We start from the raw sequence: 19360 nt of genomic DNA on the forward strand, positions 1-19360 counted from the left end.
CCTCTAGAAATTAATGCAAGGACGGCTTGGGGGCCGCTGCATCGGTTTTCTTGGTCTCGGTGAACAGCAGCAATGGCGCGACCCGCAGGTACTCCATCACTTCCATGTAGTCGCTTTCGCCGTCATCGGACTCTTCCAGGGCATCCTGGACCTGGGAGATCGCGGCCAAGTCCTGCAACACTTCCTTCGCTTCTTCGCTCAACGCGTATTCACGACGGGTCAGACCGAAGCCGGCGAGGAAGCCCTGGCACCATTGGCCCAGCGCGGCGGCGCGTTCGGCCAAGGGGGCGTCGTCAGTGGGCAGCAACAGGACGACAGTCATGTCATCGCTGGTCAGCTCGCCCTTGACCATTTCCTGCAGGCCGATCAGCGCGTTACGGACGTTGTCCGCCGGCTCGCCTTCCAGCAGCTCGGTGGCGTCGGCCAACCAGCCATCGGCCTCGAAACCGGCACCGGCGCAACTGCGGCCGAGCAGCAGGCCGTGCAGTTCGGCAGGCGAGACAGGATGACCGCTGGTGCTCAGCAGGGTGGCGAATGCTTGATACGGGGAATTCTGAATGGGCATGGGCAGCTAGGCGCCAGACGGCGCTATGTCTAGAATGGAGGCCTTGTATCCTACATCGACAGACTCGCCAAGACTATCAGAGGCTGTGCAACCCACATCCCTCCATCAGACACAATCTTCAGTGGACACAATGGAAGACACCGACCTGCAAGCGCTGATGGCCAGACTCGAACTGCTAATTGACCGGGTCGAGCAACTTAAGAGCCAAAACGGACTCCTATTAGCTCAGGAAAAAACCTGGCGCGAGGAACGCGCGCACCTCATTGAAAAAAACGAAATCGCCCGGCGTAAGGTCGAATCGATGATTTCGCGCCTCAAGGCCCTGGAGCAAGACTCATGAGTTCAAGCAATAGCGTTACCGTGCAGATCCTCGACAAAGAATATTCGATCATCTGCCCCCAGGAAGAGCGCAGCAACCTGGTGAGCGCCGCCCGTTACCTGGACGGCAAGATGCGCGAGATCCGCAGCAGCGGCAAAGTCATCGGCGCCGACCGCATCGCCGTGATGGCCGCCTTGAACATCACCCACGACCTGTTGCATCGCCAGGATACGCCGGACGTACAGGTCAGCGGCTCGACCCGAGAACAGGTGCGCGACCTGCTCGATCGGGTGGATCTGGTGCTCGCCACCGATCCAGACGTCGCCAAGGGCTGATTCGCGAAGCTGCCTGGGGTATACTCGCGTCACTCCCTGGGGTGCTTGCCAGTTGGTGATGTCCCTGAGCCGATACGCACAACCACGGGGGTTGCACGTTGGGGCCGGTGTGCATGTCCGCTTGACGGAAAGCCTTAACGCCCCCTGCAACTTCCACCTTGAACTTTCGGGTTCAAGGGCTAAGCCGACAGCGGTTCATCCGGGGAGCCTGACTCCAGACAATGCCAGTTCATATGAACTGGCATTGTCGTTTCTGGCGCAGGCATTTCTGAGCGTCCTGGTTTGCGGTTACGCTGTGGCATCGCCACTGCGTGAAACCTCGACATGACCGAACCCGCGCTACTGCCCCGCCCGCAACTTCGACGCCTGCTGCGCCAGGCCCGTCGTGCCCTGACGCCCGCCCAGCAACGGCAAGCCGCCCATGGGTTGTACAAACAATTGGCCCAGCATCCACTGTTTCGCCGCGCGAAGCACATCGCCCTGTACCTGCCCAACGATGGCGAGATCGATCCGCGCCTGCTGCTGCGCGCCGCCCAACGCCGGGGCAAGGCCACTTACCTGCCGGTGCTCAGCCCATGGCCGCAGACCAAGATGGTGTTCCAGCGCATCCACCCCGGCGAAAAAATGCAGCCCAATCGCTTTCGTATCCCCGAACCGCGCAAGAACATCGCCCGGCAACGCAAGGTCTGGACACTGGACCTGGTGCTGTTGCCACTGGTGGGGTTTGACGATGCGGGAGGTCGACTGGGTATGGGCGGCGGCTTTTACGACCGCAGCCTGGCGTACCTGGCGCGACGCAAGCAGTGGCGCAAGCCGACGCTGTTGGGGCTGGCCCATGAATGCCAGAAGGTCGAACGATTGGCGCAGGCAAGCTGGGACGTGCCGCTGCAGGGAACGGTCAGCGACAGGCAGTGGTATATCGCGGGATAGACGCCGCGGTCATCAGCGGCGTCTGGAAAGATTCAGCGTTTGAGCGATGGCGCGGGTTGGGTCATATCCACCGGCGCCTCGGTCTTGTTGGCCCACAGGCTTTGGGCATAACCCGTGGTCACGACACCCAGACCGAACAGAATGACCAAGATCCACAACAAATCCGGTTTGCGTTTCATCGATTGCCCCCCTCAAGGCATATCACACACGATGACAGCAGCGGTTTTCTTATTGGCCGTGCAGCAGCGTCAAGCTTGGAAGGCCGGCATTTTGCGGCAACCGGCCCCGACACGCAAACTCTGGCGTCAACCGACTGTCGGTTTGTCATAAAATCGCTGAACTATTTTTTTCCGCACCGCCAAGGAGTAGCAATCATGGCCTATTGGCTGATGAAATCCGAGCCTGACGAACTGTCTATCCAGGGCCTGGAAAAGCTCGGCCAGGCCCGTTGGGACGGGGTTCGCAACTACCAGGCGCGCAATTTCCTGCGGGCCATGGCGGTGGGCGATACGTTCTTTTTCTACCACTCCAGCTGCCCCGAACCCGGCATCGCCGGGATCGGCAAAATCATCCAGGCCGCTTATCCCGACCCGACGGCCCTGGACCCGGACAGCCATTATTTCGACCTCAAGGCCAGCCCGGACAAAAACCCCTGGACCGCGATTGACGTGGCCCATGTCGAAACGTTCCGCCACGTGCTGAAGCTCGACTACCTCAAGCAACAGACCGCGCTGGCGGAAATGCCGCTGGTGCAGAAAGGCTCGCGGCTTTCGGTGATGCCGGTGACCGCTGAGCAGTGGGCGGCGGTGGTTGCGCTCAAGCCTTGAGCGATCGCTGTCCGATAGGCCGCTATCGCGAGCTTGCTCGCGATAAAACCGCCCCATCAACGCAGAACTTATTGAATGATCAGGTTGTTGAACAACAGATCCTCAACCATCGGCTTGCCAGTCTCGTCGTTCATCACCTGCTGGGTCTGCTTCAACGCTTCCTGGCGCAGCTTTTCCTTGGCTTCAAGGTTATTCATCGTCTCGGTGGTCTGCTGGGCGAACAACGCCACCAATTGGTTACGAATCAGCGGCTCATTGGCCTTGACCGCCGCAGCGGCGGCATCGCCCGTCACGCGCAGGGCCACGTCGGCCTTGTAGACCTTCAGCTTCGCCGTGCCGTCCAAGCCGTAGTTGCCCACGAAGGGCGGACTGAGGGTGATGTAGCTGACCTTCGGCGCCTCGCCCTCTTTCACTTCCTTGGCCTCTTCAGCCATCGCCGCCACAGGCAACGACAGGGCCAGCATCAACATGATCCACGCTTTCACATCTGATTCCTCATCCGGTTTGCGGCCCAGCATACCGACCCGCCGTTCAAGCACAAGCTTATGGCCGGCTATCAGGGCGGGGCATGCTCGTTGACCCGTTGTCTCTCACACCTACACTTATCGGCCATCACTCCCAAAGGAATAGCCCTGATGAAAGCCGTGCTGTGCAAAGAATTCGGTCCCGCCGAATCGCTGGTGCTGGAAGACGTCGCCAGCCCCGTTGCCAAGAAGAACGAAGTGCTGCTGGACGTGCACGCCGCCGGGGTGAATTTCCCTGACACGCTGATCATCGAGGGCAAATACCAATTCAAGCCCCCCTTCCCATTTTCCCCCGGCGGCGAAGCCGCAGGCGTAGTCAGTCAGGTGGGTGAGAAAGTCAGCCACTTGAAGGTCGGCGATCGGGTGATGGCACTGACCGGCTGGGGCAGCTTTGCCGAACAGGTGGCAGTCCCCAGCTACAACGTGTTGCCGATTCCCGCGTCCATGGACTTCAACACCGCCGCCGCCTTCAGCATGACCTATGGCACCTCGATGCACGCCCTCAAGCAGCGGGCCAACCTGCAACCCGGCGAAACCCTGCTGGTACTCGGCGCCTCCGGTGGCGTAGGCCTGGCGGCCGTGGAAATCGGCAAGGCCATGGGCGCCCGGGTGATCGCCGCCGCCAGCAGTGCGGAGAAACTCGCCGTGGCCAAGGCCGCCGGTGCCGACGACTTGATCAACTACAGCGAAACCAGCCTGAAGGATGAAATCAAGCGCCTCACCGACGGCCAGGGCGCCGACGTGATCTACGACCCGGTGGGCGGCGACCTGTTCGACCAGGCCATCCGCGCCATCGCCTGGAACGGCCGGTTGCTGGTGGTGGGTTTTGCCAGTGGGCGTATCCCGGAACTCCCCGTGAACCTGGCCCTGCTCAAGGGCGCCGCCGTGGTGGGCGTGTTCTGGGGCTCCTTCGCCCAGCGCCAACCGAAGGACAATGCCGCCAACTTCCAGCAACTGTTCGGCTGGTTCGCCGAGGGCAAGCTCAAGCCGCTGGTGTCCCAGGTGTATCCGCTGAGCAACGCCGCCCAGGCGATCAATGACCTGGGGCAGCGCAAGGCGGTGGGGAAGGTGGTTGTGCAGGTGCGTTGAAACCGCATCAGACAAAAAAGGCCAGGGCCACCGATGAGGGTGGCCCTGGCCTTTTTTTATTCCATTTGGCCCATGTCGGAATTCTTAGCAGCCATAAATAAAATTTGATTTGGCGATAGATATATACCGCATCCTCGCCAAAGAAATGCGCAAACCTTCCTCGCACACAAAGCCCCCCGCAGCAGCGGGGAGCCATTCAGTCACGGACAAACCGACATGGATAAGTCATATGTGCGATGCGAATACCTATTTAGGACCTCATAAGCAACTGGGACCCGGCTCATACGAAATAGGCCCTTTATCGATCAGAGGTGAAAATTTCACTGGCGGATATTTCCAAGGGGCTTGGGGTTTGTACGAGGGGCCTCCTAGAGGAGTCACTAGAAGTTCAAAAAGACACAACGCGTCTATTCCCCACGCGTGGGATGACATGATGAAGGAGCGCATAGCAAATAGCGAAGTCATCGACGCCGAGTATCGTAATACTTTTATAAAACTTACCGAGACAACCATAAAAGAACTCGAACAAGCAAAAAGATCAGCGATAGGCGCTCGCCCACTTTCGCCATTGGAAAAAGCGAAGACAGAACAGGATGCAACGCTTAAGGCTATTCAATCCAAAGAATCCGAGTATCAAGCACGCACCAAAAATGCTTACTCGCTGTATGGCCACAATCCATTTTTCCTTATGAAGGAACTGTCTTTTAAAAGAGTAATGGAAAGCCTGCAGACCTCCCCGCCCAATATCGCCGTCGCTTACTCAGCGATTGATAACGCATACCGATCAGCGTTAGAGCTGAAACGACTTTCATTGCAAAAAGACATCCTTGCTGGACAACTGGAACACGTATCAAAAAAAGTCGAGCAGGCTGCTGTCAAATCTGGACAAAGTGATTCCGCATCAACAGCAAATGAAAAGCTTAGGGTTATCAATCAGGAAAAAAATATTCACCTCCAGCTTCTACCAAGCTTTTTACTAAAAAAGGTCTCATCGACGCTGGGTGCAACAGGCGGGCTAACCTCCTCCCAGTCGCTTAGGAACTACAAAGCAGCCTTAGCCAAGATGATTGCAACTGAGCGTGCAGCTATCGCTGCTTTTGCGAAAGCCAATCCGAACATCAAGCCTCCCTTGAGTAAACCTGAGCTCGAAGCCCTCAACAATCTTGTGGCGCTACAAGCAAAAACAAACTTAGGAAAGCGATGGCAGGACTACCATGTATCCCTTCTTCACTCAGAATCCGTTCGACATTTAACGAAAACAACTAACGCCTTTGCTGGACTCATCGATCGGGCCTTAGCAGCCGAACGCTTACAAGAACAGCTACGTGTTGCTGCCGAGAAAAAAGCACAAGCTCTAAAGCAAGCCCAAGCCCGAGCTGAGGCGCAACGAGCCGAACAAGAACGAAAACAGAAAATCGCGGCGGCATTGGCAGACCGTTTTAACGCGCTACTTCATCAGTTCAACCAAGCCCAGCCTGAAGACATCAATCAAAAACTGCCTTGGATGCAGCAAAAACACCGGGAATTGTCTATCGCGCACCAGGACGCAGCCAAAGCAGAGCATGCAGTAGGCAATGTATTGACGAGTGATTCACGAAAGACGTCGCTGCGTAAAGCACAAGCCGATATCGATGCGACTTTTCGGTTGAAGCATCACATCGGAAATATACAACTGTCCACCGCCAGCGGCGCGACAGCATCGGTGCGGCCACTCATGACGACTCCCGACGGCTTGATCGCTGGGTATGAGGGTTCGCCCGTTTCGTTGCAAGGTGCCATCGACCTACTGAAGAAAGCGAGTGCCACCCTGGCGGGTGGTCCGTTGACGGTATTTGGCGTGGCGGTTTCATACTCTCCGACACTCGGCAATAGCGAACTTCAGCGTAATCCAGTGGTGATCAGTATTCCGCTGTCCCAACTGGATGAGAATTTCAAACTAACCCCAAATACTGAAACAGACCACCTACCGTTTCGCGTCGTGTCATCTGTTCGCGGGGAGCATACTCAGTTTTACCTTTCACCGACCGGTGGAAGTTTATCCAACGAGGTTCGGATCAGATACGTAACACTTGATCCACACACCAATCTCTACACTTTCACGACCGAGGGGATTCTTCCAAGGACACTGACTTGGACGCCGAACAGCCCTCCAGGGGATAGTCTCCTTGGATCGACCGAATTGCCTGTGACGCAGCCGGAAATCAGGATCCTTCCCGGGGCCAGGATTACCCAGATAGAGGGGAGAATAGACGAGCATCCAACCTGCGATGACGCTGACATTGACGATTATGTGCTGGTATTCCCAATGGAATCGGGAATCCAGCCAGTCTATGTCATGGCGAGTCGTACTGGGCCGCGATATGAACCGGGGACGGTGACTGGAGCAGGTCAGGAGGTTGGGGAAAACTGGCTAGGAAGTACCGAGCACGGCGTTGGTGCCCCCATTCCTCGCGAGATAGCAAATCTACTTCGAGGTCAGGACTTCAGAGACTTTGATGCCTTCCGAGAAAAATTTTGGGAGATGGTAGCCAATGATGAAAAATTATCAGCACAGTTCAGTAGAGCCAACCTGAAGCTGATGCGTAACGGCGCTGCCCCGTTCACTATTCCAGACGGCCACGTAGGTGAAAGGAACAAATTTGAAATTCATCATATACAATGGATTTCCAAGGGCGGTGCAGTTTACGATTTGGACAACCTAAGCATCATGACACCTAAAGAACACATTGAGCTTCACAAAAAAGGAACAAAGCCATGATCTTCAAAGAAAAAATCGAGGACTATACCGAAGCAGAGTTTCTATCCTTTGTTAAGGAATTTTTCGAAGACAATAACGAACTTACTGGAGATGAGCTGGGTGAATACACCAGTAAACTTGCAAAGCATTTTGAGAAGGTTACTGAGCACCCAGAAAAATCCGCACTTATTTTCTACCCTAAACAAGGTCGAGAAGACAGTCCGGAAGGAATCCTGAATGAAATTAAAATCTGGCGAGAACAAAACGGAAGGCCCGGTTTCAAGCCAGAATAACAAGTAGGGGCATCGCCAACGGCGATGCCCTAAAAACGAGGCTAAAGCAACTCACGAACCTCCTTCGGCAACATCCGCATATACCGCGCCGCTGGAAAACCTCCGCAACGCTGCACGATCAAGGGCAGGAGCCTGTTGAACCGAGCGATCAAGGCCAGGCGCTCGGTTTCCGGTAACTGTTTGACGAAAAACACATTGGATAAGTAGAGGCGTGTGTAATGGAACGGGAGCAAGTCCTGCACCCATAACTGGCCGTTGGCGTGGGCGTTGATGTCCGAGCACTTCCACGTCTTGATCCATTTATTGGCGTCCAGTGGCAAGTCATCCAGGCGGAACTCGAAGGGCGCTACGACATGCGTCTTCGCCGGGTGTTCAAGATCCACCGGCCAAGGCTTGAAGCGCCATTGGCTCACGGCCTCCCGTGCGGCTTCGGCGAAATCCGGATGATCGCTGTGCAAGATCGTGACCTCATCGACACGACCATCGGCATGCACCATGAAGCCGACCCGGGCCATACCCATGATGCCCTTGTGGACCAGGGCCGTCGGGTAATCCGGCCTGGGATTGTGCTCGGGCACCAACAACATTTCCGCTGCCCCGCTCGTACCGGCCAAGCACAGCAACAGCATCACCACGGACCACCTCATGCCCCTACCCCTCAGTTGAAATGCCAGACCTGGCAGAAACGTAAAGGGTAAAGGCCATGGCTCATGGGCCCTATAGCGAGACTTCCTATTTGGGCGAAGGATGTTTCCCACTGCTTTGCCCCGTATTTACCGATGCGGCGCATGAAAGGGCGTCGCGAAGGCATTTCCTACGACGCCCTTCGCTTACGTCTGAGCGACATGTTCACTTAAGAACATGACCAATCGAAATTTCCGCTGTTTATGCGACAACGAGCGATGCTATTTTCGGTAACGAAACTGTAACATTCGCATCCGCCGCCATAACAAGAACCTGGAGCACTTGAATGTTTGCTTTCTTTCGACCTGCCGCACACCAGGCAGTCCTGCCTGAAGAAAAAATAGACAGCACCTACCGACGCCTTCGCTGGCAGATCTTCGCCGGGATCTTCATTGGCTACGCGGGGTATTACCTGCTGCGCAAGAACTTCTCCCTGGCCATGCCGTACCTGATCGACGAGGGTTATACCCGTGGCCAGCTGGGCCTGGCCATGTCGGCCATCGCCATCGCTTATGGGCTGTCGAAGTTCCTGATGGGCCTGGTGTCCGACCGTTCCAACCCGCGCTACTTCCTGCCCTTCGGCTTGCTGGTCTCGGCGGGGGTGATGTTCGTGTTCGGTTTCGCGCCCTGGGCAACGTCCAGCGTGACCATCATGTTCATCCTCCTGTTCATCAACGGCTGGGCCCAAGGCATGGGCTGGCCGCCAAGCGGACGGACCATGGTGCACTGGTGGTCGCAGAAGGAACGTGGCGGCGTGGTGTCGGTGTGGAACGTGGCGCACAACGTCGGTGGCGGCCTGATCGGCCCATTGTTCCTGCTGGGGATGGCCTGGTTCAATGATTGGCACGCGGCATTCTACGTGCCCGCTACCGTAGCGCTCGTCGTTGCGGTGTTTGCCTTCGCGACCATGCGCGACACCCCGCAATCGGTGGGCCTGCCGCCGATCGAGAAGTACAAGAACGACTACCCGGAAGGCTACGACGCCAGCCACGAGAACGAATTCAGCGCCAAGGAAATCTTCGTCAAGTACGTGCTGCGCAACAAGATGCTCTGGTACATCGCCATGGCCAACGTGTTTGTCTACCTGCTGCGCTACGGCGTGCTGGACTGGGCGCCGACCTACCTCAAGGAAGCCAAGGGCTTCACGGTGGACAAGAGCTCCTGGGCCTATTTCTTCTACGAGTGGGCGGGCATTCCCGGCACGCTGCTGTGTGGTTGGATGTCGGATAAGATCTTCCGTGGCAACCGTGGCCTGACCGGCATGGTGTTCATGGCCCTGGTGACCGTGGCAACCCTGGTGTACTGGCTGAACCCGGCCGGCAACCCGACCGTCGACATGATCGCCCTGGTTTCCATCGGCTTCCTGATCTACGGCCCGGTGATGCTGATCGGTTTGCAGGCGCTGGAACTGGCGCCGAAAAAAGCCGCCGGTACCGCCGCAGGCTTCACCGGCCTGTTTGGCTACCTGGGGGGTTCGGTCGCGGCCAGTGCCGCCATGGGCTACACCGTGGACCATTTTGGCTGGAACGGTGGTTTTGTGCTGTTGATCGGTGCGTGCCTGCTGGCGATGGCATTCCTCGCGCCAACCCTATGGCACAAGCAGATCGCCAGTCAGAGCCGCGAAGCGGTGGCCTGATCCGGCGCTGATTGGCAGCGCTTGAGCCGCGCCTCCAGATTCCGGTCTGGCATGGCGTGACTGCGCAGGGCGTGGACGGTCTGCTCGACGTAATCGCGAGTGGTGCCGTAACGCCCACAGGCGCTTTCGAACACCTGGCTCAGCACATGGTCCGGCAAATTGCCGGCATAGCTGGGCAGGTGTCGCTCCAACACAAAACCCAAGGCCTGTACCCGACTGCCATCCTCAAGACGGCAACTGAGCCAGTGCGGACGATAGGACGGGACCGGCATCTCGCGCTGCCACAGGGCAAACAGCGAGTCTTCGAGATTCTCTTCCGGCAACCGGTAGGCGAAACCGCTGCACGAACCGCCGCGATCCAACCCGAACACCAACCCTGGCAACTCCGGGGTGCCGCGGTGTTCGTGGGACCACAGGTACAAACCGCGATGATAACCATGGACCCGGCCGCGCACCCGCTCCACCGCCGTGCATTCCGGCCGCCAGATCAGTGAACCGTACGCGAACAGCCAGACCGGACCGCCCTGGTGGAGACTCATGGTCAATTGCATCGAGGCGAGCAATTGTTCACGGGTCAGCTGCGGGCCCAGCTCGAGTCGTGGCGGGTACAAGGCACAGGTAATGGCGGATTCGATAGCGGTCATGGCCGGTAGCGGTAGGCTCCTCGCGGTCGGAAGGTGGTCGGTGTGCCGTCATGGTGTTGACGGTCAGGGGAATTCACGCAAGTTGAATGCCATTGCGAACCCTATATACGTTATCGGTATCTAGCCCCAAGACTAAATATCGAAACGAAATATATGAAGTTATATCGCTGGATGGACATGAGGCTTTTGTGGCGAGGGAGCTTGCTCCCGCTCGGTTGCGCAGCGACCGCCTCTTCTGGGACTGCCTCGCAGTCCAGCCGGAGCAAGCTCCCTCGCCACAACAGCACAGCTCAAGGCTTAGTCGTGATGCGGAGCGTATGGCTCAAGCCCGCGGCGCATAGGCAAACACATCGGCGCGCATTTGATGGGCGTCCATGCCAGCCTCCACCAGGGCATCGAGCGTGGCGTAGATCATGGCCGGCGAGCCGCTGGCGTAGACGTGCACGCCGGAAAGATCGCTGATGTCCTCGCACACCGCCTCATGGAGCATCCCGCAACGCCCTTCCCAGCCGCACAAGTCGCTGACGACTTTATGCAGGAACAGGTTCGGCAGTTTTTTCCATTCGTCCCAATGCTCGATTTCATAGAAATCGTCCGGCCGACGCACGCCCCAATACAGGTGCACCGGGTGCTTGAAACCCGCTGCACGGCAATGCTCGATCAGACTGTGCATCTGCGCCATGCCGGTTCCGGCAGCGATCAGTACCAACGGTCCGTCTGGCAGCTCGGACAAATGCGTGTCGCCAAAGGGCATTTCGACGCGCACGCTGGGGTTGCGTCGCAGTTGTTCCAGCAGCGCCTGTGCACTGCTTTCGCGCACCAAGACGTGCAATTGCAGCTCGCGCCCCGAATGCGGCGCCGAGGCCAGGGAGAACGCCGATTTCTCGCCGTTTTCCCGTTCGATCATCATGTATTGCCCGGCGTGATAGCGCGGTGGCTTGCCCGCTGGCGCCCGCAGGCGCACTCGCCAGACATCGCCCCCCACGTCGGCGCACTCGACCACCTGGCAGGCCAGGTTGCGTACCGGCAGCTCGCCCGGCGACAGCACGCCGTCCCACAGCACCACGCAATCTTCCAGCGGCTCAGCGATGCAGGTGAAGATCTCACCGTGATCGCGCACCTCGCCCGCCTGTTCCACACGACCTTCCACCAGCAACGCACCACACACATGGCAGTTGCCGTTGCGGCAGCTTTGCGGGCATTCATAGCCCAGACGCCGCGCGCCATCGAGAATCCGCTCGGCGGGCTGTATCTCCAGCACCGCCCCGGAAGGCTGCAAGGTTACACGCATCAATCTATTCCTAACTGATTCCAGATGGCATCGATCCGTTGGGTAACGGCTTCATCCTTGACGATAACCCGGCCCCACTCGCGAGTGGTCTCACCCGGCCATTTATGCGTGGCATCGAGCCCCATCTTCGACCCCAGGCCAGACACCGGCGAGGCGAAGTCGAGGTAGTCGATCGGCGTATTCTCGATCATCACCGTGTCGCGCTTGGGGTCCATGCGCGTGGTGATGGCCCAGATCACGTCGTTCCAGTCCCGTGCGTTGATATCGTCGTCGGTGACGATAACGAACTTGGTGTACATGAACTGTCGCAAAAACGACCAGACCCCGAGCATCACCCGCTTGGCATGCCCCGGATACGACTTCTTCATGGTCACCACGGCCATGCGATACGAACAGCCTTCCGGCGGCAAATAGAAATCGGTGATTTCCGGAAACTGCTTTTGCAGGATCGGCACGAACACTTCGTTCAGCGCCACGCCGAGAATGGCCGGTTCATCCGGTGGACGGCCGGTGTAGGTGCTGTGGTAAATCGGCTTGATCCGATGGGTGATGCGCTCGACGGTGAACACCGGGAAGCTGTCGACTTCGTTGTAGTAACCGGTGTGGTCGCCGTACGGCCCTTCATCGGCCATTTCGCCGGGATGGATCACGCCTTCAAGGATGATCTCGGCGGTGGCCGGCACTTGCAGGTCATTGCCGCGGCACTTCACCAGTTCGGTACGGTTACCCCGCAACAGTCCGGCGAAGGCGTATTCGGAGAGGCTGTCGGGCACGGGCGTGACGGCGCCGAGAATGGTCGCCGGGTCTGCGCCGAGGGCCACCGACACCGGGAAGGGCTGGCCGGGGTGTTTTTCACACCACTCACGGTAGTCCAGCGCGCCGCCCCGATGACTCAACCAGCGCATGATGACTTTGTTGCGGCCAATCACCTGCTGACGGTAGATGCCCAGGTTCTGGCGGTCCTTGTTCGGGCCTTTGGTGACGGTCAGGCCCCAGGTGATCAGCGGGCCCACGTCGCCCGGCCAGCAGGTCTGCACCGGGAGCATGGCCAGGTCGACGTCGTCGCCTTCGATGACCACTTCCTGGCAGATCGCGTCCTTGACGACTTTCGGCGCCATGGAGATGATCTTGCGGAAAATCGGCAGCTTGGACCAAGCATCCTTCAGGCCTTTCGGCGGCTCGGGTTCCTTGAGGAACGCCAGCAGCTTGCCGATTTCGCGCAGCTCGCTGACGGCTTCGGCGCCCATGCCCAGGGCCACGCGCTCCGGCGTGCCGAACAGGTTGCCCAGCACCGGAATGTCATAACCCGTCGGGTTTTCGAACAACAGCGCCGGGCCTTTTGCGCGCAGGGTGCGGTCGCAGACCTCAGTCATTTCCAGGACGGGGGACACCGGCACCTGGATGCGCTTGAGTTCGCCGCGCTGTTCCAGCCCACTGATAAAGTCGCGCAAATCGCGATACTGCATGCAAAAGCCTCATGGTCGCCGTGGCGTTCGGGGGCCCGAGTTTAACGCCGCCCGTCCAGAATAGTGAATGCACAGATAGCAAAAAGCCGGGTTTCCCCGGCTCTTGCTGGCCTGTCCTGATGATTTACTTGCGCTTCATCGACAGGAAGAACTCATCGTTGGTCTTGGTCGTCTTCAGCTTGTCGACCAGGAACTCGATGGCAGCGACTTCATCCATCGGATGCAGCAGCTTGCGCAGGATCCACATGCGCTGCAACTCGTCATCGGCGGTCAGCAATTCTTCGCGACGGGTACCGGAACGGTTGATGTTGATGGCCGGGAACACACGCTTCTCGGCGATACGACGGTCCAGGGGCAGCTCCATGTTGCCGGTGCCCTTGAATTCCTCGTAGATCACTTCGTCCATCTTCGAACCGGTTTCAACCAGTGCGGTGGCGATGATGGTCAGCGAACCGCCTTCCTCGATGTTCCGCGCGGCGCCGAAGAAACGCTTCGGTTTTTCCAGCGCGTGGGCATCGACACCACCGGTCAGCACCTTGCCGGAGCTCGGGATCACGGTGTTGTAGGCGCGGGCCAGACGGGTGATGGAGTCCAGCAGGATCACCACGTCCTTCTTGTGCTCGACCAGGCGCTTGGCCTTCTCGATCACCATTTCGGCAACCTGCACGTGACGGGTTGGCGGCTCGTCGAACGTCGAGGCGACCACTTCGCCGCGCACGGTGCGCTGCATCTCGGTCACTTCTTCCGGACGCTCGTCGATCAGCAACACGATCAGGTGAACTTCAGGGTTGTTACGGGCGATGTTGGCCGCGATGTTCTGCAGCATGATCGTCTTGCCCGCTTTCGGCGGCGCCACGATCAGGCCACGCTGGCCTTTGCCGATGGGTGCGCACAGGTCGATGACACGACCGGTGAGGTCTTCAGTGGAACCGTTGCCGGCTTCCATCTTCATGCGCACCGTCGGGAACAGCGGGGTCAGGTTCTCGAAGAGAATCTTGTTCTTCGCGTTCTCCGGACGATCGAAGTTGATCGTGTCGACCTTGAGCAGCGCGAAATAACGCTCGCCTTCCTTCGGAGGGCGGATCTTGCCAACGATGGTGTCACCGGTGCGCAAGTTGAAGCGACGGATCTGGCTCGGCGAGACGTAGATATCGTCTGGGCCGGCGAGATAGGAAGCGTCTGCGGAGCGAAGGAAGCCGAAGCCGTCCTGGAGAATCTCCAGCACGCCATCACCGGAGATTTCCTCGCCGCTTTTCGCGTGCTTCTTGAGCAGGGAGAAAATCACGTCCTGCTTGCGCGAACGGGCCATATTTTCTATGCCCATCTGTTCGGCCAATTCGAGCAGTTCGGTAATCGGCTTTTGCTTGAGTTCAGTCAGATTCATATAGGAATGACGTAATCATTTATGGAGGGGGGGAAATTAAGCTTTTGGCTTAATGAGGCCGCGCCGCGGAGAAGGCGACAGGATCGCGTACTTATTCGAAAGGAGAGCGTCGGCGACGGCTTGCAGGGGGCAATGGAGAAACCAGTGCGGGGCCGAATGTACCACCTGGGTTTGCAAGCGTCTAGCCCCGAATAACGAAAAAGCCCCGCGATTTGCGGGGCTTTTCCAGTGGCATTCGGCGCTTAGATGTTGGCGTCGAGGAAAGCGGCCAGTTGCGACTTCGACAGCGCACCGACCTTGGTGGCTTCGACGTTGCCGTTCTTGAACAGCATCAGGGTCGGGATACCACGCACACCGTGCTTGGCCGGCGTCTCCTGGTTCTCGTCGATGTTCAGCTTGGCAACGGTCAGCTTGCCCTTGTAGGTCTCGGCAATCTCGTCCAGGACCGGAGCGATCATTTTGCAAGGACCGCACCACTCAGCCCAATAGTCGACCAGTACCGCGCCTTCGGCCTTGAGAACGTCAGCTTCGAAGCTAGCGTCGCTAACGTGTTTGATCAGATCGCTGCTCATGGAAATCTCCGGGGTCATCAGCAAAAAAACGTGGCCCATCATAGCGGCCCTTCCCGGGTTCAGGAAGCCGCAGTTGATTGAGTCTCGCTATGGCGCACGATGTATTTGAGTATGGCCCGGTTCAAGAAGCTACGGGAGCTACAAAGGAAATGCCGGTACGCAGCGCAGCGTTACGTACATGTTCCTGCATGGCTTTTTGCGCGGCGCCTGACGCCCGACGGGCCAGGGCGCGCAGGATCTTGCGATGCTCCTGCCAGGTTTCCATCGCCCGCTCCGCCCTGATGAACGGTAGTTTCTGGCTCTCCAGGAAGATGTCGGCACTGGCGGTGAGGATGCTCAGCATCGCCTGGTTGCCGCTGGCCAGCAGGATTCGCCGATGGAATTCGAAATCCAGCCGCGCGGCGGCGTCGAAATCGCCGACCTTCAATTCCCGGCGCATGGCTTCGACATTGTCTTGCAGCCGATCGAGCTCATCGGCGCTGAGCGTCACCGCCGCCAACCCCGCCGCGAAACCCTCCAGGGCGTAGCGCAACTGGAAGATGTCCACTGGCGAAGCCTGGGCCGCGAACGGCCAACCCGGCGCCGCCTCGTTGCGCGGGGCTTCTACCGGCACCTGCACGAACACGCCCTTGCCCGGCTGCACGCTGATCATGCCCAAGGCACTCAGGGAGGACAGTGCTTCGCGCAACGACGCCCGGCTCACGCCCAGTTGCAGCGCCAGGTCCCGTTGCGACGGCAGCGCATCGCCGGGGCCGAAGCCTTCATCGACGATCAGTTTGCGGATGGCTTGCAGGGCCACTTCAGGAACGGCGCGAGCGATGGAATTCATGGTTTTTTCAGACGAACCGGGCCAGTGAGCGGCTAGTTGTAAAGCTATTCGCCGCGCCCGGCAAGTCGTGCCCCAGCAGGGTTCGGCGGCAAATGCCGACGCCCGATAACGGTGCGAAACGCGGCACAACTGTTCAGACCAGTAAGACCGCTCCCCGCCAGCAAAACCGTGGCTTTGCTCGATATATAGCCGCCTTGGCATGGCCTGTGCTCTGTCCGAACGCAGAAATCACATCACCGATTGCGGAGATTCGCCATGATTCAGCGTTGCAGCGTCCTGCTCACAGCCCTGTTTGCCAGCCTGATGCTCTGTCAGCTACCCGCCCACGCCGATGGCCTGGAAGACGTGGTCAAGCGTGGCACCCTCAAGGTCGCCGTGCCCCAGGACTTTCCGCCATTCGGTTCGGTCGGCCCGGACATGAAACCCCGCGGCCTGGACATCGACACCGCGAAACTGCTGGCCGACCAGCTCAAGGTCAAGCTTGAACTGACGCCGGTCAACAGCACCAACCGCATCCCGTTCCTGACCACCGGTAAGGTCGACCTGGTGATTTCCAGCCTGGGCAAGAACCCGGAGCGGGAAAAGGTCATCGACTTTTCCAGCGCCTATGCGCCGTTCTACCTGGCCGTGTTCGGCCCGCCTGATGCCGCGATCAACACCCTGGACGACCTCAAGGGCAAGACCATCAGCGTCACCCGTGGCGCCATCGAAGACATCGAGCTGACCAAAGTAGCCCCCGAAGGCGCCACCATCAAGCGCTTCGAAGACAACAACTCGACCATCGCCGCCTACCTGGCCGGCCAGGTCGACTTGATCGCCAGCGGCAATGTGGTGATGGTCGCCATCAGCGAACGCAACCCCAAGCGTGTTCCGGCGCTGAAGGTAAAACTCAAGGACTCGCCGGTTTACGTGGGCGTGAACAAGAACGAGCCGGCGCTGTTGGACAAGGTCAACCAGATCCTCGCCACCGCCAAGACCGATGGCAGCCTGGAGAAAAACTCCCAGACCTGGCTCAAGCAGCCGCTGCCGGCCGATCTCTGACCGTCGCTTGAGAGGCTGAGCATGGCTTATCAGTTCGATTTTCTACCGGTGGTGCAAAACACCGAGCTGCTGTTGCGCGGTGCGCTGTTCACCCTGGAACTGACGGCCATCGGCACGTTGCTCGGGGTCAGCCTGGGCATCGTCGGGGCCGTGGTGCGGGCGTGGAACATTCGCCCGTTCGCGGCGATCTTCGGCGTGTACGTGGAGTTGATCCGCAACACGCCGTTCCTGGTGCAGCTGTTTTTCATCTTCTTCGGCTTGCCGTCCCTGGGCCTGCAGATTTCTGAATGGCAGGCCGCGGTATTGGCGATGGTGATCAACCTTGGCGCCTACTCCACCGAGATCATCCGTGCCGGCATCCAGGCGATCCCACGGGGGCAATTGGAAGCCGCCGCGGCCCTGGCAATGAGCCGCTTCGAGGCGTTCCGTCATGTGGTGCTGTTGCCGGCACTGGGCAAGGTCTGGCCGGCCTTGAGCAGCCAGATCATTATCGTGATGCTCGGCTCGGCGGTCTGTTCGCAGATCGCCACCGAAGAGTTGAGCTTTGCCGCCAACTTCATCCAGTCGCGCAACTTCCGCGCGTTCGAAACGTACGCGCTGACCACGCTGATCTATTTGTGCATGGCGCTGTTGATCCGCCAGTTCCTCAATTGGGTCGGGCGTCGCTACATTGCCAGGAGCAGCCAATGAGCGATTTCACTTTCTGGGACGTGGTGCGCAACCTGCTCACCGGGCTGCAATGGACCCTGGCGCTGTCGCTGGTGGCGTTTATCGGCGGTGGCGTGATCGGTTTGCTGGTGATGGTGCTGCGCATTTCCAAAAGCGCCCTGCCCCGCAACATCGCCCGCACCTACATCGAGCTGTTCCAAGGCACACCGCTGTTGATGCAGTTGTTCCTGGTGTTCTTCGGCGTAGCCCTGGCCGGGGTGGAGATTTCCCCGTGGATGGCGGCGGCGATTGCCCTGACACTGTTTACCAGCGCCTACCTGGCAGAGATCTGGCGCGGTTGTGTCGATTCGATTTCCAACGGCCAGTGGGAAGCCTCCGCGAGCCTGGCCCTCAACCCGCTGGAGCAGTTGCGCTACGTGATCCTGCCCCAGGCCCTGCGCATTGCCGTGGCGCCGACCGTGGGCTTTTCCGTGCAAGTGGTCAAGGGCACGGCCGTGACGTCGATCATCGGCTTCACCGAACTGACCAAGACCGGCGGCATGCTCGCCAACGCCACGTTCGAGCCGTTCATGGTCTATGGCCTGGTCGCCCTCGGTTACTTCCTGCTCTGCTACCCCTTGTCCCTCAGTGCGCGCTACCTGGAAAGGAGACTGCATGCCTCTGCTTAGAATTACCGCCCTGCATAAATACTACGGCGATCATCACGTGCTCAAAGGCATCGACCTGAGTGTCGAGGAAGGCCAGGTGGTGGCGATCATCGGCCGCAGCGGCTCGGGCAAATCCACCTTGCTGCGCACCCTCAATGGCCTGGAATCGATCAATGACGGTGTCATCGAGGTCGACGGCGAATACCTCGACGCCGCCCGTGCCGATCTGCGCAGCCTGCGGCAGAAAGTCGGGATGGTGTTCCAGCAGTTCAATCTGTTCCCGCACCTGACGGTCGGCGAGAACGTCATGCTCGCGCCGCAGGTTGTGCAAAAAGTGCCCAAGGCCAAGGCGGCCGAGCTGGCGCGGCAGATGCTGGAGCGGGTCGGGCTCGGCGAGAAATTCGATGCCTTCCCCGACCGCTTGTCCGGCGGCCAGCAGCAACGGGTGGCGATTGCCCGCGCGCTGGCGATGTCGCCGAAAGTGCTGCTGTGCGACGAAATCACCTCGGCCCTGGACCCGGAACTGGTCAACGAAGTGCTTAGCGTGGTGCGGCAACTGGCCAAGGAAGGCATGACGCTGATCATGGTCACCCACGAAATGCGCTTCGCCCGGGAAGTCGGCGACAAACTGGTGTTCATGCACCAGGGCAAGGTGCATGAGGTGGGCGATCCCAAGGTGCTGTTCGCCAATCCGCAGACGGCGGAGCTGGCGAACTTCATCGGGATGGTCGAGCCTGCCTGACGGTCGGTGAAAGCCTTTGTGGCGAGGGAGCTTGCTCCCGCTCGACTCTGTAGGAGCTGGCGAAGCCTGCGATCTTTTGATCTTTCGCTTGGGATTCAAGTGGCTGGGGAAAGATCGCAGCCTCGTTGCACTCGAC

At 59.0% G+C, this 19360-nt stretch carries 22 protein-coding genes and 1 other RNA gene; 13 read left to right on the top strand and 10 right to left on the bottom strand.

Annotated features, from left to right (window positions below; genetic code table 11):
- Nucleotides 1-10 precede the first annotated feature (10 nt).
- Nucleotides 11-565 (bottom strand): YecA/YgfB family protein, encoded by a 555-nt coding sequence (locus tag AD659_RS26655; RefSeq protein WP_053126415.1) that lies wholly within the window; start codon nt 563-565, stop codon nt 11-13.
- Nucleotides 566-695: 130 nt separating this feature from the next.
- Between AD659_RS26655 and AD659_RS26660 the strand changes: the two genes are divergently transcribed.
- The 4 genes from AD659_RS26660 to AD659_RS26670 all read left to right on the top strand — a co-directional run bounded on the left by AD659_RS26660 (nt 696) and on the right by AD659_RS26670 (nt 2149).
- On the top strand, nt 696-905 hold the full coding sequence (locus AD659_RS26660) for a TIGR02449 family protein (RefSeq protein ID WP_003177365.1): 210 nt from the start codon (nt 696-698) through the stop codon (nt 903-905).
- Nucleotides 902-1219 carry a cell division protein ZapA gene (locus AD659_RS26665; RefSeq protein ID WP_053126417.1) on the top strand — a complete coding sequence of 106 codons (318 nt, stop codon included), beginning with the start codon at nt 902-904 and terminating at the stop codon, nt 1217-1219. The genes AD659_RS26660 and AD659_RS26665 overlap by 4 nt, the downstream gene beginning before the upstream one ends.
- 30 nt (nt 1220-1249) lie before the next feature.
- Nucleotides 1250-1429, top strand: a non-coding RNA gene (gene ssrS / locus AD659_RS29610) — 6S RNA.
- Between the two features lie 114 nt (nt 1430-1543).
- Nucleotides 1544-2149, top strand: coding sequence for a 5-formyltetrahydrofolate cyclo-ligase (locus tag AD659_RS26670; RefSeq protein WP_053126419.1), 606 nt, complete (start codon nt 1544-1546; stop codon nt 2147-2149).
- A gap of 32 nt (nt 2150-2181) precedes the next feature.
- On the opposite strand, the gene AD659_RS30055 is transcribed toward AD659_RS26670, so the two are convergent.
- Entirely contained in the window at nt 2182-2328 is a 147-nt protein-coding gene (locus tag AD659_RS30055) for a hypothetical protein (RefSeq protein ID WP_167352852.1), read from the bottom strand.
- A gap of 195 nt (nt 2329-2523) precedes the next feature.
- On the opposite strand from AD659_RS30055, the gene AD659_RS26675 reads away from it, so the two are divergent.
- Complete coding sequence (locus tag AD659_RS26675) at nt 2524-2976, top strand: EVE domain-containing protein (protein ID WP_053126421.1); 453 nt, start codon at nt 2524-2526, stop codon at nt 2974-2976.
- Between the two features lie 68 nt (nt 2977-3044).
- Here AD659_RS26675 and AD659_RS26680 read toward each other — a convergent pair whose 3' ends face one another.
- Complete coding sequence (locus tag AD659_RS26680) at nt 3045-3461, bottom strand: flagellar basal body-associated protein FliL (protein ID WP_053127112.1); 417 nt, start codon at nt 3459-3461, stop codon at nt 3045-3047.
- A 150-nt stretch (nt 3462-3611) separates the two neighbouring features.
- Between AD659_RS26680 and AD659_RS26685 the strand changes: the two genes are divergently transcribed.
- From AD659_RS26685 to AD659_RS26695, 3 genes are all read left to right on the top strand, one after another.
- Nucleotides 3612-4589, top strand: coding sequence for an NADPH:quinone oxidoreductase family protein (locus AD659_RS26685; RefSeq protein ID WP_053126422.1), 978 nt, complete (start codon nt 3612-3614; stop codon nt 4587-4589).
- 430 nt (nt 4590-5019) lie between these two features.
- Nucleotides 5020-7347 carry an S-type pyocin domain-containing protein gene (locus tag AD659_RS26690; protein ID WP_053126424.1) on the top strand — a complete coding sequence of 776 codons (2328 nt, stop codon included), beginning with the start codon at nt 5020-5022 and terminating at the stop codon, nt 7345-7347.
- Nucleotides 7344-7619, top strand: coding sequence for a bacteriocin immunity protein (locus tag AD659_RS26695; protein WP_053126426.1), 276 nt, complete (start codon nt 7344-7346; stop codon nt 7617-7619). Before AD659_RS26690 ends, AD659_RS26695 begins: the two co-directional genes overlap by 4 nt.
- A 41-nt stretch (nt 7620-7660) precedes the next feature.
- On the opposite strand, the gene AD659_RS26700 is transcribed toward AD659_RS26695, so the two are convergent.
- Complete coding sequence (locus AD659_RS26700; RefSeq protein WP_053126428.1) at nt 7661-8266, bottom strand: energy transducer TonB; 606 nt, start codon at nt 8264-8266, stop codon at nt 7661-7663.
- 323 nt (nt 8267-8589) lie between these two features.
- On the opposite strand from AD659_RS26700, the gene glpT reads away from it, so the two are divergent.
- The gene (gene glpT / locus AD659_RS26705; protein WP_053126430.1) at nt 8590-9939 is read left to right on the top strand and encodes a glycerol-3-phosphate transporter; all 1350 of its coding nucleotides are present in this window, start codon (nt 8590-8592) and stop codon (nt 9937-9939) included.
- Here glpT and AD659_RS26710 read toward each other — a convergent pair.
- The 6 genes from AD659_RS26710 to AD659_RS26735 all read right to left on the bottom strand — a co-directional run bounded on the left by AD659_RS26710 (nt 9915) and on the right by AD659_RS26735 (nt 16125).
- On the bottom strand, nt 9915-10583 hold the full coding sequence (locus AD659_RS26710; protein WP_053126432.1) for a gamma-glutamylcyclotransferase: 669 nt from the start codon (nt 10581-10583) through the stop codon (nt 9915-9917). The two genes, glpT and AD659_RS26710, sit on opposite strands and share 25 nt — an antisense overlap.
- Before the next feature lie 322 nt (nt 10584-10905).
- The gene (locus AD659_RS26715; RefSeq protein WP_053126434.1) at nt 10906-11874 is read right to left on the bottom strand and encodes a CDP-6-deoxy-delta-3,4-glucoseen reductase; all 969 of its coding nucleotides are present in this window, start codon (nt 11872-11874) and stop codon (nt 10906-10908) included.
- Nucleotides 11874-13340 (bottom strand): 4-hydroxy-3-polyprenylbenzoate decarboxylase, encoded by a 1467-nt coding sequence (ubiD, locus tag AD659_RS26720; RefSeq protein WP_039590257.1) that lies wholly within the window; start codon nt 13338-13340, stop codon nt 11874-11876. The genes AD659_RS26715 and ubiD overlap by 1 nt, the downstream gene beginning before the upstream one ends.
- 124 nt (nt 13341-13464) lie before the next feature.
- On the bottom strand, nt 13465-14724 hold the full coding sequence (gene rho / locus AD659_RS26725; RefSeq protein WP_003206716.1) for a transcription termination factor Rho: 1260 nt from the start codon (nt 14722-14724) through the stop codon (nt 13465-13467).
- Nucleotides 14725-14966: 242 nt separating this feature from the next.
- Nucleotides 14967-15296: a thioredoxin TrxA gene (gene trxA, locus AD659_RS26730; protein ID WP_003206727.1), complete on the bottom strand. Its 330-nt coding sequence runs from the start codon at nt 15294-15296 to the stop codon at nt 14967-14969.
- A gap of 121 nt (nt 15297-15417) precedes the next feature.
- The gene (locus AD659_RS26735; RefSeq protein ID WP_053126436.1) at nt 15418-16125 is read right to left on the bottom strand and encodes a FadR/GntR family transcriptional regulator; all 708 of its coding nucleotides are present in this window, start codon (nt 16123-16125) and stop codon (nt 15418-15420) included.
- A gap of 255 nt (nt 16126-16380) precedes the next feature.
- Here AD659_RS26735 and AD659_RS26740 point away from each other — a divergent pair, with 255 nt between their 5' ends.
- The 4 genes from AD659_RS26740 to AD659_RS26755 are packed head-to-tail and all read left to right on the top strand — an operon-like array spanning nt 16381 to nt 19224.
- Nucleotides 16381-17166: a transporter substrate-binding domain-containing protein gene (locus tag AD659_RS26740; protein WP_053126438.1), complete on the top strand. Its 786-nt coding sequence runs from the start codon at nt 16381-16383 to the stop codon at nt 17164-17166.
- Nucleotides 17167-17187: 21 nt separating this feature from the next.
- Nucleotides 17188-17856, top strand: coding sequence for an amino acid ABC transporter permease (locus tag AD659_RS26745; RefSeq protein ID WP_053126440.1), 669 nt, complete (start codon nt 17188-17190; stop codon nt 17854-17856).
- The gene (locus tag AD659_RS26750) at nt 17853-18503 is read left to right on the top strand and encodes an amino acid ABC transporter permease (protein ID WP_053126442.1); all 651 of its coding nucleotides are present in this window, start codon (nt 17853-17855) and stop codon (nt 18501-18503) included. Before AD659_RS26745 ends, AD659_RS26750 begins: the two co-directional genes overlap by 4 nt.
- Nucleotides 18490-19224, top strand: a complete 735-nt coding sequence (locus AD659_RS26755) for an amino acid ABC transporter ATP-binding protein (RefSeq protein ID WP_053126444.1) — start codon at nt 18490-18492, stop codon at nt 19222-19224. Before AD659_RS26750 ends, AD659_RS26755 begins: the two co-directional genes overlap by 14 nt.
- Nucleotides 19225-19360 lie beyond the last annotated feature (136 nt).

The sequence above is a fragment of the Pseudomonas thivervalensis genome, from assembly GCF_001269655.1.
In the GTDB taxonomy this organism is placed as follows: Bacteria; Pseudomonadota; Gammaproteobacteria; order Pseudomonadales; family Pseudomonadaceae; genus Aquipseudomonas; species Aquipseudomonas thivervalensis.